Below are 18,440 nucleotides of genomic sequence, written 5' to 3'. Positions count from 1 at the left end.
CGATGGACGGCGGCGCGCCGCAATACGGGGCCGCCCGACTGGGGGATCCCATCCAGCACACCAGTGCGCTGTCCGGCTTCATCGCCGGCGCGGCCATCGGCCTGGGTGCCGCCCTGGCGGTCATCGCCGTGGTGGGCACGGGCGGTGCGGCGCTGGGCGTCATCGCGGCGGTGGGCGGCGCCATGGCGGCGACCGGCGGCGGCGCCCTTCTGGGCGAGGCGCTGGGCAGCACCTTCACCGACCAGACCGGCGTGATCTCACCCGACTGCTCCGACACCGTGCTGATCAACGACAAGCCGGCCGCCCGCGCCATCCAGGACGCGGCCGCCTGCTCGCGCGACGGGCCACCGGACCAGCACATCGCCCAAGGCAGCAAGACCGTCTTCATCAACGGCAAGCCGGCCGCCCGCATCGGCGACAAGCTGGAGTGCGACGGGTCCATCATGGACGGCTCGCACGATGTCTTCATCGGCCGCGACCCCGGCACCTACATGTCCATCCATGGCGAGGTGCCGGACTGGGCCAACACGGCGGCCGAGTATCTGATGATCGGCGGCTCGCTTCTGGCGCTGGGGGCCGGTGCCGCCGGCGCCTTCATGGCGGAGGGGCTGTGCGGCCTGGCGACCTTCGGCGAGACCACGGTCATCGGCATGGCGGGCGGCTACGCCGGCTCCAAGGTGGGCGGCGCCATCGGCCAGGCGGTGGGCGGAGAGCGGGGACGCATCATCGGCGAGGCCCTGGGCGGGGCCGCCGGGGGCTTCGCCGGCGGCAAGCTGGCCACCCGCTACACCGCCGGCCACCCGGTGGACGTGGCCACGGGCGAGCTGTTCACCCAGGCCATGGATTTCGAGGTGGCGGGGCCCCTGCCCCTGGTCTGGTCGCGCACCTGGATGTCCAGCTCCACCCTGGTGGGCGAGCTGGGCTCCGGCTGGCACCATCCGCACGACATGGTGCTGTACCGCTGGATCAACGGCGGCGGCTGGGCGGCACGCCTGGCGGACGGGCGCCTGGCCTTCTTCACCGACCCCGCACCGGGCCGCCCCAGCCTGAACGTGGTGGAACGGCTGGTGCTGCACACCGACGGCCAGCGCTACTGGCTGGCCACCTATGGCGGCTTGGCCTATGTGTTCGCTGACCGGGACGATCAGAGCGGCTTGCGCCATTTGGCGCACGTCGTCGACCCCAACGACAACGCCATCCTCCTGCAACGCGGGCCGGGCGGCCGTCTGACCGGCATCCAGGACAGCGCCGGCCGCGCCTTCGTCGTGACCACCGACGAGGCCGGCCGCATCACCGCCGTCGATGGCCCCGACCCCACCGGCGGCGACCAGCCCTTGCGTCTGGTCAGCTACACCTATGACGCGGCCGGCGACCTGGTGGAGGCGCGCGACGCCCGGGGCAACGCCTGGCATTACCGCTACGACAACCATCTGCTGGTGGAAGAGACGCGGCGCGGCGGCCTGCGCTTCCAGTTCGTCTGGGACGACGTCGCGCTGGGTCGCCGCGCCCGCTGCATCGATACCTGGGGCGTGCACCTCTCCGGCGAGGCCGGCCTGTACCGCGCCCGCATGGCCTACGACGTCCAGGCCCACACCACGGTGGTGACCACCGGGCGCGGCGCCGTCACCCGCTATCGCTGGAACAGCCTGGGCCTGGTGGAGGAGGAGGTGAACCCGGTAGGGGGCGTCACCCGCCGCCGCTATGACGAGGCCGGCCGGTTGGTGGCCGTCATCGGGCCGGACGGCGGCGCGCTGCGCTTCACCTACGACAGCCTGGGGCGCCTGGGCAACCAGTCGGCGCCCGATGGTGCGATTACTGCCCTGGCCTACGTGCAGGACGCCGGCCATGCCGACCTGACCAGCCCCTTCCTGGGCCACCTGGCCCAAGTGGTGCGCGCCGACGGCGCTGTGGAGCAGTTCACCTACGACCGGCGCGGCAACCTGGCCAGCTATATCAACCCGCTGGGCAGCGCCACCCGCTACACCCGCGACACGCGCGGCCTGCCGCTGGCCATCCAGGACGCGCTGGGCCTGGCGGCGCGCTTCACCTGGTCGCCGGAGGGCGACCTGTTGGCAGAGGGCACGGGCAAGGCTGACCGCCGCCGCTACACCCACGACGCGCTGGGCAGGGTGGTGGCGGTGCAAGCGGGCCGCGACGCGCCCCTGCGGCTGGAGCGGGACGCCAACGGCAACATCACCACCGTTCTCCGCCCGGACGGCGGCACTGTGGCCCTGGAATACGATGCCGAAGACCATGTGACGCTGCACCGCGACCCGCTGGGCCACGTCACCCGCTGGCGCTATGACGGCCTGCCCTATCCCCTGGAACGGACGGCGGCGGACGGCACCGTCTTCAGCTATCATTACGATAGCGAGCTGAACCTAGTAGCCCTGCTGAACCCGAAGGGGGAACAGTACCGGCTGGATTATGACTTGGCCGGGCGCCTGGTGGGCGAGACGGGCTTCGACGGGCGGCGGCTGGACTATTACCGCGACGCCGTGGGCTTCGTGGTGGCGGCCACCGATCAGGGCCGGGTGACGCGCTTCGTCCGCGATCCCGTGGGCCGCCTGCTGGAGACCCATTATGCCGACGGCGGCACCCGCCGCTACAGCTATGACGTGCTGGGCCGCCTGTTGACGGCCGACACGCCGGACACCCAGTTGGCCTTCGCCTATGACGCGGCCGGGCAGCCGGTATCGGAGCGACAGGGCAGCTTGGAGATCCGCTTCCAGCGCGACGCCCGTGGCCGGCGGGTGGCCACCCTGCTGCCCGATGGGCGGCGCATCGACCAGGCCTGGGGCCCCGACGGCCTGCCTGCGGCGGTGGGCCTGGACGGCAAGGCCCTGGCCCGCTTCAGCCACGACGCCTCCGGCCGGGAGGTGGAGCGCCTAGCCGGAGGCATCCATCAGGCGCAGTCTTTCGATCCGCAAGGCCGACTGACGCGCCAGGAGGGCCGGCGGCTCGGCGGCGGCGAGGCCGTCTACGCCCGCTCATACGACTATGATGGCGCCGATGCCGTCACCGCCATCGAAGATGCGCGGCGCGGCGTGCGCCGCTACCGCTACGACGCCTGCGACCGGCTGCTGGCGGTGGACGGCACCGACCCGGAAAACTTCGTCACCGACCCCGCCGGCAACATCCTGGCCTCCGGCCCCGACGCCCAGTTCTGGGGCGGTGAGGCACGGGGCGACCGCCTGCTGGTGCATGGCGACGCCAAGTTCGAGTACGACGCCTGGGGCAACCGGGTGAAGGAATGGCGGGCCGCTGGTGGGGCCGTGACGATCGACTACCGCTATGATGCCGGCAACCGCCTGGTGGAGGTCGCGGAATCCAGCCGTCTGGGCAGCAGCCTCACCCGTTTCGGCTATGACGCCCTGGGCCGCCGGGTGTGGAAGGAAAGCACGCGCACGGTCCCGCTGCCGGCGAATGATACCGGAGGCCAGGAGATCGTGCCGACGGCGGCGCAGCGCACCGCCTTCCTGTGGGATGGCGACAGCCTGCTGGCCGAGAGCACACCGGCGGATCTGTTGGCCACGGTCTATATCTATGAGCCTGGCACCTTCCGCCCCCTGGCGCAGCTGCGCCGGGCGGAGCCGGGCCAGCCGACGCAGGCCTACCATTATCACCTGGACCATCTGGGCACGCCGCAGGAGCTGACCAACGACAATGGCGAGGTGGTGTGGGCGGCCGACTACAAGGCCTGGGGCGGCTTGGCGCGCGTGCGCGTCGCCGCCGTGCCCAATCCCCTGCGCTTCCAGGGCCAGTACCACGACACCGAAACTGGCCTGCACTACAACCGCCACCGCTATTATGCGCCAGCGGAAGGCTGCTTCCTGAACCAGGACCCCATTCGGCTGAAGGGTGGCAGCAACATCGCCGCCTATGCGCCCAATCCGGTGCAGTGGATTGACCCGCTGGGCCTGGCCTGCAACACCTGGAATGAGTTCCAGAAAGCGCAGAAGGGCAATTTCGCCAATTCCACCGAGGCGGCGACATCGTACAAGAACCTAGTCGCCAACCAGTCGCCCTGGCCGGAAGGGTACGTCCCGGCGGACGCCACGCTGACACCGGGCACACGCTTCAACATGGCCATGAGTCCCGGCCAGGCCAGCACCCGGCCTGGCGCCTTCGGCACCTATGACGACATTCCCGACGTGAACTACGTGCGCAACGACCTGGCGGTGAAACAGGCGTGGAAGCCGGATGTGGATCGCGTGGTGACGTACGAGGTAACCAAGCCCCTGCCCGTCAAGGTCGGCCCCGTCGGACCGCAGATCGATGAGGCGACCAGCAGCTACCTGCCCGGCGGCGGTTCACAGCTGCAAATGAACGTGCCGCCAGCGGACAGGATGGATTATCTGAAGGTCGTCGGCGAAAATCCGATATTCTAAGGACACCAATACGTTAAGGCCCCTACGTTAAGGAATGACCCCATGGGTGCAGCAGTGCAAGACGGTGACGTATCTGTCATCACCGGGCAAGAGGTCACCTGGACGCTCCCTGGCGGCCAGCGGCTTTCCCTGAAAGTTCCCGGCGCGGACAGCGCCATGGCCGCCAAGGGCGTCCTGTACGTGCTGGTGAAGGACGGCGGCGCCAAGCTGCCGACGCGGCTGGTGCTCATCGCCCAGGACGGGTCGGAGCTGGGGGTGTTGAACCCGGAGCCAGGGTTTTCCTTCTATTACCTGACCCCTCACCCCGATGCCGGCGTGTCCATCGTCTGCGTCACCGATACCCCTATCAACGGCTGGCAGGACTGGCATTTCGCCTATAACAGCGGAAAAAAGGCCCTGGTTCGCCTGGGGCCGGCGTATTGACGCCTTCCCTTGATCGTCCTCCCCCTGATCGTTCCGCAAGAGGCCGGGAATGGACTACACCGTGACCACCGTGTCCCGTGGAGGCGTGTATCTGGAGAGCACGGCCGGCAAGGCCGTGGCCGAGGGCGAGGGCCTGGTGCCCAGCGATCGATCCCTACCCGGGTATGTGGTCTATCTCAGCGCCATCTTCACGCTGGATGCGCGTGGCGCACGGCGGCCAGCCACAGGGGTGGAAAAGGAAAACATCGTACGGGCCATCCAAGGCCATTTCGACATCCGCGGTACACTTGTCGATTTCGAATAAGTCAGCGATACCGCCAGCCTCCAGAGTACTTGGAGCCGGAACCGTATTGATTCAAAACATTTAGCTCAAGCCCACCCGACAAACCCGCCCCATCCGTCCAGAATCCCTGTACACTTGGGATACTTAGTACGGAGAGCCGCCGATGCCCATGAACAGGACCTGGATGACCGCCGCCATAGTCGCCGTTTGCGGCGCGGTCGGTTTCGGGGTCGCCTTCATGCGGTCGTCATCGCAGCCGTCGTCGGAAGTGGCGGATTTCCGCGCCACCATGACGGCCAACTTCGCCGCCCAGTGCTTCCAAGCGGCTCGGACATCATCGCCCGCCGAGGTGGCCGACGCCAAGCTGCACAGCTTCTGTAACTGCACCGCCACCCGGGTTAACACGGCCCTGAGCGATGCCGACGTGAAAGTGCTGGCGGAGCAGGAACGCAAGGGCGTGACCGCCCCGCCGGCCCTGCTGATGGACAAAGCCAAGCCCATCGCCGCCATCTGCCGCAGCGAGGCCGGCCTGGCCGGCTGAGCCCCAAAGGAAAGGGAGGCGCCGGTGGGGCACCTCCCCTCAACTTGAACGTAAATCAGTTGCTTACTGGGCCGCCGCCGGCAGGGTGGCGTCGGCCAGGTGCACGGTCACCGTGGACGTGATGTCCTGGTATGACGTGCCGGTCATGACCTTGTAGTCGCCGCCCTTGATCTTCCAGGCTTGCGCCGCGGCGTCGTAGGTTGCCAGCAGGCGCGGGTCCACGGTCAAGGTCACGCTCTGGCTTTCGCCGGCCTTCAGCGCCACCTTGTGGAAGGCGCCCAGGCGCTTCGGCGCTTCCCAGCCGCCGGCGGCCGGGGCCACGTAGACCTGGGCCACGGCCTTGCCATCGCGCGCACCGGTGTTGCGCAGGGCCAGGCTGACCTTCAGGCCCTTGCCCTCGGGGGCGGCCGCCAGGTCGGACGTGGCGAAGGTGGTGTAGCTGAGGCCGTAGCCGAAGGGGAACAGCGGCTTCAGGCCCTTCTTCTCATACCATTTATAGCCGATGGCGGCGCCGTCGATGGTGTAATCGACGTGCGGATGCTCCGCCTTGTCCTTGCGGTCGCCATCCACCACCTTGCGCGGCAGCTGGTCGACCGAGGCCGGGAAACTGACCGGCAGGTGGCCGGAGGGGTTGACCTCGCCGGCCAGCACGCGGGCGATGGCCTCGCCGCCGCTGGTGCCGGGGTACCAGGCATTGACCACGCCGGCCACCTGGTCCAGCCAAGGCATCACCACTGGGCCGCCGTTCTCCAGCACCACCACCGTCTTCTTGTTGGCGCCGGCCACGGCATTGATCAGGGCGTCCTGGTCGCCCGGCAGGTTCAAATCGATGGCGTCCTGGCTCTCACCCGTCCACTGCGTGGCGAACACGATGGCGACATCGCTCCCGGCGGCCAGCTTGGCGGCGGCCTTGGCGTCCTTGCCGTCGATATAGGTGATCTTGGCCTGGGTCAGGCCTTCCAGCGCCTTCAGGGGCGAAGACGGGTCGTAGACCACGGGGCCGGGGAAGGAGGCGGGACCCTCGTTGGGGATGATCAGGCCGTTGGTCGGGGCGCCATAAGGGTAGACCTGGGCCGAACCGCCGCCGGACAGCACGCCCACGTCGGCGTGGCCGCCGATGATGGCGATGGTCTTCACCGTCTTGGCCAGGGGCAGCACGTCTCCCTGGTTCTTCAGCAGGACGATGGCCTCCTCCGCGTCGGCCTGGGTGACCTTGGCATGGGCGGCATAGTCGATGGTGGCCGCCTGATCGCCGTTCAGCGGATGCTCGAACAGGCCGTTGGCGAACATGGCGTGCAGCACCCGGCCGGCCATGTCGTCCAGGCGGGCGGCGCTGACATGGCCGTTGTTCACCGCCTCATCCAGCGCGTCCTTGAAATAGGGCGACTTGTCGAAGGGGTATCCCGACTGCTGGTCCAGGCCGGCGTTGGCGGCCGGTGCGGTGGAGTGGGTGGCGCCCCAGTCGGACATGACGAAGCCCTTGAAGCCCCAGTCCTTCTTCAGAACCTGGTTCAGCAGCCAGTCGTTCTCGCAGGCATAGGCGCCGTTGACGCGGTTGTAGGAGCACATGACGGAGCCGGGCTTGCCCGTCTCCAGCGCGATCTCGAAGGCCAGCAGGTCGGACTGGCGGCCGGCCGCCTCATCGACCTTCACATCGATGAAGTTGCGGCTGGTTTCCTGGTCGTTGAAGGCATAGTGCTTCAGCGTGGAGATGATGTTGTTGGACTGGATGCCCTTGATGGCATGGCCGACGATGGTGCCGGCCAGCAAGGGATCCTCACCGCCGTATTCGAAGTTGCGGCCGTTGCGCGGCTCACGCATCAGGTTGGTGCCGCCGGCCAACTGCACGTTGAAGCCGGAGCGGCGGGCCTCGTCACCGATCATGGCGCCGCCGGCGAAAGCCATCTCCGGGTTCCAGGTGGCGGCGGTGGCCAGGCCGGACGGCAGTGCTGTGCGCAGGCGCGGGGTGGGGCTGGCCTGCGTGGCCACGCCCACGCCGGCGTCGGTCTGCGACTGGGCGGGGATGCCCAGGCGGGCGATGCCGGGGACGTAGCCGGCGGAATTGGCCATGCCGCCCTCGACGCGGGTGTAGGCCTTGGGCTTGAAATCGGTGGAGAAGTAACCGAACACCAGCTGCAGCTTCTCTTCCCGCGTCATCACCTTCAGCAGGGCGCTGGTGCGCGCCTCGGGCGACTGCGCGGCGTCCTGCCAGGCACCAGTGACCGGCGCGACTGTGGCGGCCGGCGCATCGGCGGCCAGCGCAGACCTGAATCCGGCATGGGTAAGCGTTGTCATAAGCAACGCAGTCGAGAGCAACAGGTGATGTTTAACCGACATGGACGTTTCCAATTTTCGTTTAGTCGTCAAGGCGACATCGCCGGTGGCGACACCGCTGGCGCGGACCTCCCTGGCGTACCCGGGCGGGTGCGCAGCCCCCTTCATACCAGCCCTGGCCGGATGGGCGAAGGCGATAATTCCCGGATATCGGATATCCCATGACTATTGCCGTTGCCGTTACGCACCCCTCCCCGGTTCGCCCGCGCTTCCGGTGGGACCGGCTTTGCGGTAGAACGCCCCACACCCCGCATAGGGGCATCCCACATTGGGGACCCCGCGTTCCCACCAGGGCCCGAAGCATGACCGCCGACAGTGACCAGAAGACCACCCTTTACCAATGGATCGGCGGGATGGAACCCGTCGCCCGCCTGGTGGAGGCCTTCTACGCCAATATGGACACCCTGCCGGAGGCGCGGGAGTTGCGCGCCATCCACCCGCCGGACCTGACCGAAACCAAGCGCGTGCTGACGCTGTACCTGGCCCAGTGGATGGGCGGGCCCGGCGATTATTCCGCCGAGCGCGGCCACCCCCGCCTGCGCGCCCGCCACATGGGCTTTTCGGTGGGCGAGGCGGAACGGGACGCCTGGCTGCTGTGCATGAAGCGGGCGCTGGATGAGACCATTTCCGATCCGCGCGGCCGCCAGGCCATCCTGGGCGCCCTGGCCCCGCTGGCCGACTGGATGCGCAACCAGCAGCCGGCAGGCTGACGCTCAGCGGTCGCGGGCGGCCGCACGGCCAGGTAGACCGTGCTCCACAGCTGGGCGGCGTTGGCCTCGTCGGCGTCGGCGCCACTGGCGCCGAAGGCCACCGGCTGGTAGCGGCCGTCCTGGTAGGTCCACGACCAGAGTTCCGAACTCTGAAGACCGCGCGTGGCCTCGATGGCCCGCCACAGCGACACCTGGGCCTGGCGTAGCCGCGCCTTGGTGGCGTGGGGCAGATCCGGACGGCGCGCCTGCCGTTCCAAGCCTGTCGCCATCATCGCCTGCTGCCAGGACCAGACGACGCTGCCGTGATAGGCGTTGCGGGTGAAGCGGGCCTGGACCTCCGCCGGGGCGAAGACGGGGTTGGCCACCACCATGCCCGCGTCTGTCATCAGGCCCGCCGGGAAGGGACGCAACAGGCCCTGCGCCACCTGGTCCAGGGTGTGGGCATCGGGCCGTCCGAACAGCAGGCCGAAGCCCTCGTCGGAATGCATCACCCGCACCGGCGTGCCGTCGCGGTTCAGCGACAGGGCGTGGAAGCTCACAGCGCCACGACCCAGCGCGGCAGCCGCGTCCGGCACGCCCAGACCGTGGGCGTAGGCCACCACCTCCGCCTTCGCGCGGCGTTCTGGGATCGTGACGGTGAACAGCGGCGGCGCCTTGGCCCGCCACACCGCCGCCATGTCGGCGGCGCGCGACAGCAGGGGGCGGTCGCCGGGGTCCATATAGGGGTCCAGTAGGCCGCTTTGCAGCAGGGCGCCACAGGCGTCCAGCGCGGCCGGCACCAGGATGGCGTTGACGTCGTAGGCGTAGAGGCCGCCGCCCAGGCCGTCACCGCTGTCACGCCACTGGCCCACGGGCAGTCCGTGCTTCAGGCGGATCATGTTGGAATAGCGCGGCTCACGCGCGAAGGCGGCGGCGTGCAGCACGACATAGCGCAGGTTCTGCACCAGATCGCGACCCACCGGCCCCACCTGGTCGGTGCGGCCGTCGCCGCTGGCCAGGAAGGCCCCCGCCCGCGCCCGGCCGCGCGCATCATCCAGCAGCCAAGCCCGCGTGATCGCCGGCAGCATGAAGTCGCCGTCCACCATCTTGTAATCGTAAACGGGGTCATCCGACGCGGTGGCCTCCCGCTTCAGATGGTCCAGGACGGCGAATTCACCCACATCCTCCTCATGCGCCACCTCGCCGATCAGCGACAGGCGCGCGAAGACGGAGCGCAGGCCCGCCTCCACGGCGTCCCCTTGCAGGGCCGGCATCAGCAACATGAGGGACATCAGGGTGTCGCGGCCGAAATAGGTGTCGAAGCGCCAGGACCCGGCCAGGAACTTCTCGCGATAGCTCAGGAAGGTCAGGGTGTCGCGGGTCGCCACGTCATTAGCCGCCTGGGTGTTCAGCAAGGCGTCCGCCGGCAGGGGGGTCAGCGGCGTCTCTCCCGTCAAGGCTGTGACGCGCAGGCCGATGGTGCCGTCCGGATCGGCCTTCAGGCCCGTCCCAGTCGCCTGGCCGTGCACCACCTCCATCGTCAGGCGGTACCCGGGCTTGCCGTCCAGCCGGTCGCGCGCCCAGACGAAACGGGCGCCGTCCCGCACCAGGTCCGGGCTGATGCTGTCGGGCACGGTGCGCACGGCGTCATAGTCGCGCAGGACGCGGACGCTGGACAGCACCGCCTGGCGGATGCCGACAGTGCCGGCCGCTAGGCTGGCCTGGAAGGTGATGCCGCGCAGGGGCCGTCCCTGGCCATCGCCCTCCGTCACCGGCATGGGCGGGGTGGTCAGGGTCCAGTCCCCGGAACCCTGGCCCTGCGGGATGTCCAGCCACAGGCCGGCGCCGCTGTTGCCGGCGGGAAAGGCGACGATGATGCGTGGGTCGGCGCCGGAGCGCAGCAGCAGGTGGGCCGCCACGTCGCCATCGCGCACGAAGTGGTTGATGTTACGCCCTTCGATGCGCCCATAGGACAGCGCGCCCGCGTCAGCGAACGCGGCAGGCGCCACCACCAGGGACAGGGCCAAGGCGATGGGGGCGAACAGGCGGGCGAAACGCGGCATGGCGGGCGGCACCTTCAGGCGTCGGGAACGGCGGCGGAAGGTAGATAGTCCGGGAACCGGGTCCGTCGAGGATGCGCGCCCTGGCAGGACAGGCCTCGGGCGACATACCCCTTGCAGGCCCCTCAAGCGGAGGAAGGGTTACCCCCGGCCCCAGAAATCGGCCGGAATCATTACTTTCCCGGCATCGAAAATGCCCCGGTCGGCTCCCGGTTCGGCCAAGAAATAGGGCCCGTCCAGGTCGACCACGTCACACAGTTGCGCCAGGACGAAGCCGGGCGCGGCGGCCAGGACCGATCCCGCCATGTTGCCAACCATGACGCCCAGGCCCAGGCGCCGGGCCTCCGCCGCCATGGCCAGCGCCTCTGTCAGGCCGCCGCACTTGTCCAGCTTGATGTTGACGATGTCGAAGCGGCGGTACTGTTCGCGCAGTTCCTTCAAGTCCAGGATGCTCTCGTCCGCCGCCACGGGCAGGGGCGCGTCCCAGCTGTCCAGCAGATGCTCGGCACCCCGGCGCACCGGCTGTTCCAGCAGCGCCACGTCCTGGTCCACCAGCATGGCGGCCAGCGGTTCCAGATCCTTCGCGCCGAAACCCTGGTTGGCGTCGACCGACAGCCAGACGTCCGGCCGGGCTCGGCGCACGGCGCGCACCCGTTCCGTGTCCGCCGCCAAGTCGCCCTCCAGCTTCAGCTTGATGGAGGTGGCGTTGGTGAAGGCCTCCAGCCGTCGCAGGATCTCCGCCGGGTCGTCGGCTGGCAGGGTGAAGGTGGTGACCTGGGGCTTGGGCTCGGGCACCCCGACCAGCCGCCACACGGGCGTGGCCTTCTGGAAGGACTCCAGCTCCCACAGGGCGCAGTCCAGCGCGTTGCGGGCGCCGCCGGGTGGCAGCAGGGACTGCAGGCCCTGGCGGTCCACGCCGGCCTCAAGGGCGTCGCGCACCCGCTCGATCTCCCGCTCCATGTGCGGCGGGTCGTCGTTCAGATAGTAAACGCCTGCGGCCTCGCCCCGGCCGAAGTGGGTACCGTCGCCGATGGTGACGACGGTGGCGGGCATGGCGTGCAGCAAATAGCCAGAGATGCGGAACGGCTCACGCATGCGCATGGCGTCCCGGCGATAGGTGACGGACAGGCTCACCGACTGACACTCCGGGCGGTTCGGGAGGCATGGAGAAAGAGCAGGATGGCGGCCCCGGCCAGGGGGGCGATGACCAGCGTCAGCGACTGCCCGATGGCCAGGGGGTCGGCGAAGACGTGGTCGGTGACGTAGCCGGTCAAGGTGGCGCCGCCACCCAGGCCCAGCATGATGTTGCCAAACGCGACGAAGGAGACGCTGAGCCCCCGCGCCCGGTTGGGCACGATTTCCTGCACCGCCGTGATGCCGATGGTGCCGGCGGCGCTGGAGAACAGGGTCCACAGGGTGACGGCGGCCAATACCTGGTTGGAGGAGGAGGCCAGCGCCACCAGGGCGAAGGGGAAGGCCAGAACGGCGCACAGGGTGGCGACCCAGATGCGGCCGGAGGGGCCGTAGCGCTTGACCGCCACGTCGCTGATGACGCCGCCCGCCACGGTCGCCACCACGCCGGCGACGACGACCAGGGAGCCCAGAGCCAAGCCCACCGTGTCCGGCGCCATGGCGTAGCGGCGGCTGAGCAGGGCGGGCGCCCAGGCGATCAGGGCGAAGTCGCCCACCGACAGGAAGGCGCAGCAGACGATGACCGGGACCAGGACGGTGCGCACGGCCGCCAGCTGGGCGAAGATCTCGCGCAACGATGTCGCCTCTTTCCCGCCGGCCAGCGCCTCGCTGCGGCGCGCGGGCTCGCGGATGGGCAGCAGGGCCAGCAGCAGCGGCAGGCCGGCCAGGCCCAGCAGGACCAGGACGGCGCGCCAGGCGGCCAGGCCGTCGAGCAGGGGTATGCCCTGGAAGCCGCCGGCGGCCGCCAAGCCCAGCACGGCCCCGCCGATGGCGATGGCGACACCGCCGCCGATGGTCATGCCCATGACGAAGACGCCGGTGGCCAGGCCCCGGCGCTCGGCCGGGAACATGTCGGCGATCATGGACATGGCGGCGGGGGCCAGCGCCGCCTCCCCCACCCCCACGACCAGGCGGCCGGCGAACAGCACCCAGAAGGACGGGGCGTAGCCGCACAGCAGCGTGCCGACGCTCCACAGCCCCACGCCGGCGCAGATGACGGCGCGGCGGGGCAGCATGTCGGCCAAGCGGCCGAGCGGCAATCCGGCGATGGAGTAGATGAGCGCGAAGGCCACCCCCTGCAGCACCCCCACCTGGGTGTCGCTGATGTCCAGGTCGGCCCGGATGGGGTCGACCAGGAGGCTGAGGATCTGCCGGTTCCGTGTAGGACAGGACGGCCGCCACGCAGAACAGGGCCACCGCCGACCATGCCGCGACAGGCCGCGGCCACGGTTGAAGGTCCCTGTTCGTTATGTCCCTGTCGGGGATTCCCCCATTGGGAATTTCGTTCTCGGGGGGTGCGATCTGCATGATGGGGTCAGCATCACACAGGCCGGCGGTTGTTTCAATATCGGAAACAGTGTGTCAAACCGTTTCCCCATCCGTGGCCGGGGACAGCTTCCACGCCTTGGCGGCGGACTGGGCCAGCCGCTGGATTCCAGGCCCGGCGCAAACCGACAGCACGCGGCACGTCTCCTCGCTCACGCGCACATAGACGTGGCTCATGCCGCTGTCGAAATAGACCGAATCGCCCGCCTCCAGCCGCAAGGGCGCGTAAAGGTCGGTGTGCAGTTCCATGGCGCCGGACAGGACGTACAGGTACTCCTCCCCCGAATGGCGCACCATGCCGCCCATCTCCGCCACGCTGCGGGCCCGCACCTCGATGATGATGGGGACCATCAGCTTTCCCAGCAGATCGGCCGCCGGATACTGATGGGCATGCACGTCGGAGGTGGCGCCGGGCGACCGGCCGGCGCGGGAAACGCTGCGGCGGCCGCCGGCCGGCGGCGCCTCGGCTTCCGGGCCCGTGCCGCTGACCAGGGTGCCGATGTCCACGCCCAGCCCCTGCGCCAGGCGCAGCAGCTTGTCGTAGGTCATCTCCATCTTGCCGTTCTCGAGCTTGGACAGGGTGGAGAAGGGCATGCCGATGCGGGCCGCCAAAGCCCGGAGCGTCAGCCCCTGCTTGATCCGCGCCGCCCGCAGGGCCAGCGCCGGATGCGCCCGGTCCTGTGCGGATTTGGCCATGCGTCCCCTCCTTCGTTCCCCAAGCGTGGCGATCCCAGGGCGTGGTGGTCCAGGCACCACGTTTCCCGTTTCCCATCCGCGTTTCCAGGCGTTTCACCACCCAAGGTGCACCAGCCGCCTGGAGAAAACCAGCGCCGCGGCGCAGATGCATTCGCGCTGCAGAAACACTGTTGCCAAATATGAAACACATGCCATCATGGGCCCAACATAACGATCAGGGAGATCGGGAAATGAAGCGGGGAACCAGGGCATTCCTCTGCGCGGGCGTGGCGGCCTTGGCGGTCAGCGCCGGCGCGCGGGCGCAACAGGCACCGGATGCGGCATCGACAGCCGCGGCGGCGCCGGCGGACACGGCCGATATGTTGGCGGAGATCGTCGTCACGGCGCAGAAACGGACGGAGCGTCTGATCGACGTGCCGCAATCCGTCTCCGCCGTGTCGGCGGAGGCGCTGCAGCAAGCCCATGCCGAACGGCTGGATGACTTTTTCACCCGGGTGCCCAGCGCGGCCCTGGTGGAAACCCAGGCAGGCCAGGCGCGGCTGATCCTGCGCGGCATCAACACCGGCGGCGTGGGCGCCACTGTGGCGACGTATGTGGACGAGACGCCCTACGGCTCCGCCACCTCCCTGGCCAACGGTGCCATCCTGACCCCCGATCTGGACCCATCGGACCTGGAACGGGTGGAGGTGCTGCGCGGTCCTCAAGGCACCCTCTACGGCGCCAATTCCCTGGGCGGCCTGGTCAAGTACGTGACGGTGGCGCCCAGCACGGACGCGGTGCACGCGGCTGCGGAGCTGAGCACCGAGGACGTGGCCCATGGCGACACCGGCTGGTCCGGCCGGGCTTCGGTCAACGTGCCGCTGGCCGATACCCTGGCCGTGCGGGCCACCGGCTTCTACCGCCGCGACCCGGGCTTCATCGACGACCAGCATGAGAAGGACATCAATGACGGCCGCACCTACGGCGGCCGCGTCTCCGCGCTGTTCAAGCCCACCGACGCGCTGAGCCTGCGGGCCTCGGTGGTATTGCAGAACCTGGAAAGCAACGGCACCAACCAGGTCGACGTCGACCCCCTCACCCTGAAACCGGTGCTGGGCGACTATAGGCAGGCCCGCGTGGTCGCCCAGCCCAGCGACATGCAATACCGGGTCTACAACCTGACCGGCAGCTATGATTTCGGGCCGGTGCAGCTGCTTTCCTCCACCAGTTACAGCTCGCTCTATCAAAACGCTTTGGAGGATGCGAGCGGCCTCTATGGCGGGCTGCTGACCGGCGCCTTTGGCGTGCCGCTGGGCGCCTCGCAGGTGCAGCAGGTGCAGCAGCGACGCCTGACGGAGGAGGTGCGCCTGGCCTCCACCGACACCGGCTGGCTGGAATGGACGGTGGGCGGCTTCTACACGCGTGAACGTAATGCCATCAATCAGATCATCGACGGTGTGGACGGCGCCAGCGGCGCCCGCATCGCCGACTTCTCCGGCCTGGCGCTGGCCAACCTGGCTTCGCGGTACGAGGAATATGCCGGCTTCGCCAGCGGCACCGTCCACCTCAACGACCAGTTCGACCTGACCTTCGGCGGCCGCTACAGCCATAACGAACAGGACGCGGTGCAGATCAGCAGCGGCCCCCTGGCCGGCGATTCCGACTACACCGCCCATTCCTCGGACGGGGTGTTCACCTATTCCGTGGCGCCGTCGTTCAAGCCCAATGAGGACACCACGATCTATGTACGGGTGGCCAAGGGCTATCGCCCCGGCGGCCCCAACGTGCTGCCGCCTGGGGCGCCGGACGCCGTCCCCCACCAGTTCGGCGCCGACACCACCACCAATTATGAGATCGGGGTGAAGTCGGAACTGCTGAACCGCAAACTGTCGCTGGAACTGACCGGCTTCTACATCGACTGGGACAACATCCAGCTGTTCAGCTCGGTCGACGACTACGGCGTCAACATCAACGGCGGCACCGCGCGCAGCCAGGGTATCGAGGCCTCGGTTACGATGCGGCCCCTGACCGGCCTAACCGTGTCGCTGAACGGCGCCTTCGTCGACGCCACCCTCACCAGCGATGCGCCCCCCCTGGTGGGCGGGCTGAAAGGCGACCGCCTGCCCTACACCGCCCGCTTCTCCTCCACCCTGGCGGTGGAATACCAGCGGCCGCTGAGCGAGACGGTGGACGGCATCGCCGGTTTCAGCTGGCGCTACACCGGCGATCGGCTGTCGGCCTTCGACACCAGCTACGGCCAGCGGCACCTCAGCGCCTACAGCCAGGTGGACGCCCATGCCGGCGTCACCTTCGGCGGGTACCGGATCGATGCCTTCGTGCGCAACCTGACCGACAGCCGTGGCATCCTGGATGTGGGCGCGGCCGGGTCGGCCCTGGATGGCAATGTCACCGCGGCCATCGTGCGCCCTCGTTCCTTCGGGGCCACGCTCGGCTATCGTTTCTAAGGCAAGGACAGAACACGATGTGGAAGGTTCGCCTCTTAGCGCTTCTCATGACCGCCCTGGCCCTGCCGGCCGCGGCGCAGTCGCCCGCCGACCTCAAGCCGACCCCACCCGCCCAGGTGCCGGCGGCCAGCGAGGCGCCGGCCTCGGCCCCGGCGCCCGCGTCCACGCTGACCAAGGCGGATGTGGACACCTGGCTGGACGGTTACATGCCCTACGCCCTGCAGACCGGCGACATCGCCGGCGCGGTGGTGGTGGTGGTGAAGGACGGCCAGGTGCTGACCCAGCGCGGCTTCGGCTATGCCGACGTGAAGGAGAAGAAGCCCGTGGACCCCGCCGGCACGCTGTTCCGCCCCGGCTCCATCTCCAAGCTGTTCACCTGGACGGCGGTGATGCAGCAGGTGCAGGCGGGCAAGCTGGATCTGGACCGCGACGTCAACGACTACCTGGACTACAAGATCCCGCCGGCCTTCGGCAAACCCATCACGCTGCGCCACATCATGACGCACACCCCCGGGTTCGAGGAGACGGCCAAGTACCTGCTGCTCAACGACCCCAAACTGGCCAAGCCCCTGGGGGAGGCCATGAAGCGCTGGGTGCCGACGCGCATCTACGCCCCGGGACAAATCCCGGCCTATTCCAACTACGGCGCCTCGATGGCGGGCTATATCGTGGAGCGGGTGTCGGGCGAACCCTTCGCCCAATACATCCAGAACCATATCTTCACGCCTCTGGGCATGCAGCATTCCACCTTTGTCCAGCCGCTGCCGGCCAACCTGGCCGGGGGCATGTCCAAGGGCTATCAGCAGGCGTCCAAGGACCCGCAGCCGTTCGAGATCATCGACATGTCGCCGGCGGGCGCCCTGTCCGCCACCGGGGCCGACATGGCGCAGTTCATGATCGCGCACCTGGCCCACGGTGGGCCGCTGCTGGACAAGGCGACGGCCGAGCAGATGTACGCCAACGCCAACACCCCCTACCCCGGCCTGCCCGCCATGGGGCTGGGCTTTTATCATGAGGACCGCAACGGCCACCGCATCGTGGGCCATGGCGGCGATACCGACGTCTTCCATTCCGACCTGCACCTGTTCATCGACGACGGCGTCGGCCTCTACATGTCCTTCAACAGCGCCGGGCGCGAGGCCGCCGCCCATGTGCTGCGGGAGCATGTCTTCGTCGACTTCACGGACCGCTATTTCCCGCAGGCCAAGCCCGAGCTGCCCACGGCCCCCACCGCCAAGGAGCACGCCCAGGCCATGGCCGGGCACTATGTCAGCAGCCGTGGTTCCGAGACCAACTTCATGCGCCTGTTCAGCCTGCTGGGCGAGGCCCAGATCGTGGCGAACGATGACGACACCATCACCGTCTCCGCCCTGCTGGACGCCGCCCGGGTGCCGAAGCGCTGGCGCGAGGTCGGCCCCTGGCTGTGGCAGGACACGGAAGGCAAGGAGCGCCTGGCCGCCGTGGTGAAGGACGGCAGGGTGGTCATGTTCTCCATTGGCGCCTACGCCCCCATCATCGAGTTCGTGCCGGCGCCGGGCTCGCTGAACGCCGGCTGGATCACGCCGGTGATGGCGGTGGCCCTGGGCGTGCTGGCCCTGACCGCCCTGTCCTGGCCCGTCGTCGCCCTGGTGCGCCGCCGCTACCGCTACAACCCCGGCATCGCCGGGCGGGCGCTGGTCCTGCACCGCACCACCCGGGCCGCGGCCTGGGGCGCCCTGGTCTTCGTCCTGGGCTGGGGGATCATGCTGTCGGTCATCAACAACGGCGTGGACGCACTGGATGGCCGGTTGGACATCTGGATGCGCCTGATGCAGCTGGTGCTGCTGGCCACCATCGCCGGCACCGTGGCCGCCATCTGGAACGCCTACGGCATCGCCACCGGGGGCGGCCGCCGCCCCTGGGGCACCGCCTGGGCCGCGCTGGTGGCCCTGTCGCTGGTCTTCTTCGTCTGGGCCGCCATCAACGTCAAGCTGCTGACGGCCACGCTGAACTTCTGAATTCGTCAGGGCACTGAAGGTCGGCCGGGATCATGGTCCCGGCCGGCTTCTTTTTTTCAAGACGT

Annotated in this window: 11 protein-coding genes; 7 read left to right on the top strand and 4 right to left on the bottom strand. The window is 68.9% G+C overall.

The window, feature by feature from the left end:
• Positions 1 to 2 precede the first annotated feature (2 nt).
• From UAA55_RS09180 to UAA55_RS09165, 4 genes are all read left to right on the top strand, one after another.
• On the top strand, positions 3 to 4,391 hold the full coding sequence (locus tag UAA55_RS09180; RefSeq protein ID WP_322952384.1) for an RHS repeat-associated core domain-containing protein: 4,389 nt from the start codon (positions 3 to 5) through the stop codon (positions 4,389 to 4,391).
• A 42-nt stretch (positions 4,392 to 4,433) separates the two neighbouring features.
• Positions 4,434 to 4,814 carry a hypothetical protein gene (locus UAA55_RS09175; RefSeq protein WP_322952383.1) on the top strand — a complete coding sequence of 127 codons (381 nt, stop codon included), beginning with the start codon at positions 4,434 to 4,436 and terminating at the stop codon, positions 4,812 to 4,814.
• A gap of 49 nt (positions 4,815 to 4,863) precedes the next feature.
• The gene (locus tag UAA55_RS09170) at positions 4,864 to 5,118 is read left to right on the top strand and encodes an Imm74 family immunity protein (RefSeq protein ID WP_322952382.1); all 255 of its coding nucleotides are present in this window, start codon (positions 4,864 to 4,866) and stop codon (positions 5,116 to 5,118) included.
• Positions 5,119 to 5,281: 163 nt separating this feature from the next.
• Positions 5,282 to 5,638 (top strand): hypothetical protein, encoded by a 357-nt coding sequence (locus UAA55_RS09165; protein ID WP_322952381.1) that lies wholly within the window; start codon positions 5,282 to 5,284, stop codon positions 5,636 to 5,638.
• A 63-nt stretch (positions 5,639 to 5,701) separates the two neighbouring features.
• Here the strand turns inward: UAA55_RS09165 and UAA55_RS09160 are convergent, their stop codons facing one another.
• Positions 5,702 to 7,933, bottom strand: coding sequence for a glycoside hydrolase family 3 C-terminal domain-containing protein (locus UAA55_RS09160; RefSeq protein ID WP_322952380.1), 2,232 nt, complete (start codon positions 7,931 to 7,933; stop codon positions 5,702 to 5,704).
• A gap of 341 nt (positions 7,934 to 8,274) precedes the next feature.
• On the opposite strand from UAA55_RS09160, the gene UAA55_RS09155 reads away from it, so the two are divergent.
• The gene (locus tag UAA55_RS09155; protein WP_322952379.1) at positions 8,275 to 8,682 is read left to right on the top strand and encodes a group II truncated hemoglobin; all 408 of its coding nucleotides are present in this window, start codon (positions 8,275 to 8,277) and stop codon (positions 8,680 to 8,682) included.
• A 2,180-nt stretch (positions 8,683 to 10,862) separates the two neighbouring features.
• Here UAA55_RS09155 and UAA55_RS09150 read toward each other — a convergent pair.
• The 3 genes from UAA55_RS09150 to UAA55_RS09140 form a co-directional block, all read right to left on the bottom strand.
• Positions 10,863 to 11,855, bottom strand: a complete 993-nt coding sequence (locus UAA55_RS09150) for a dipeptide epimerase (protein WP_322952378.1) — start codon at positions 11,853 to 11,855, stop codon at positions 10,863 to 10,865.
• A complete protein-coding gene (locus tag UAA55_RS09145; RefSeq protein WP_322952428.1) occupies positions 11,852 to 13,060 on the bottom strand; it encodes an MFS transporter in 1,209 nt (402 codons plus the stop codon). Before UAA55_RS09145 ends, UAA55_RS09150 begins: the two co-directional genes overlap by 4 nt.
• A 214-nt stretch (positions 13,061 to 13,274) precedes the next feature.
• Positions 13,275 to 13,934 (bottom strand): helix-turn-helix domain-containing protein, encoded by a 660-nt coding sequence (locus UAA55_RS09140; protein WP_322952377.1) that lies wholly within the window; start codon positions 13,932 to 13,934, stop codon positions 13,275 to 13,277.
• Between the two features lie 230 nt (positions 13,935 to 14,164).
• Here UAA55_RS09140 and UAA55_RS09135 point away from each other — a divergent pair, with 230 nt between their 5' ends.
• A complete protein-coding gene (locus UAA55_RS09135; RefSeq protein ID WP_322952376.1) occupies positions 14,165 to 16,378 on the top strand; it encodes a TonB-dependent receptor in 2,214 nt (737 codons plus the stop codon).
• 47 nt (positions 16,379 to 16,425) lie between these two features.
• Positions 16,426 to 18,375: a serine hydrolase domain-containing protein gene (locus tag UAA55_RS09130; protein WP_322952375.1), complete on the top strand. Its 1,950-nt coding sequence runs from the start codon at positions 16,426 to 16,428 to the stop codon at positions 18,373 to 18,375.
• The last annotated feature ends 65 nt before the right edge of the window (positions 18,376 to 18,440 follow it).

Origin of the sequence: Nitrospirillum guanabarense (assembly GCF_034653355.1) — a bacterium.
GTDB lineage: Bacteria > Pseudomonadota > Alphaproteobacteria > Azospirillales > Azospirillaceae > Nitrospirillum.
The sequence above is the reverse complement of the archived record's forward strand: the minus strand, read 5'-3'. Positions and strand labels throughout refer to the sequence as shown.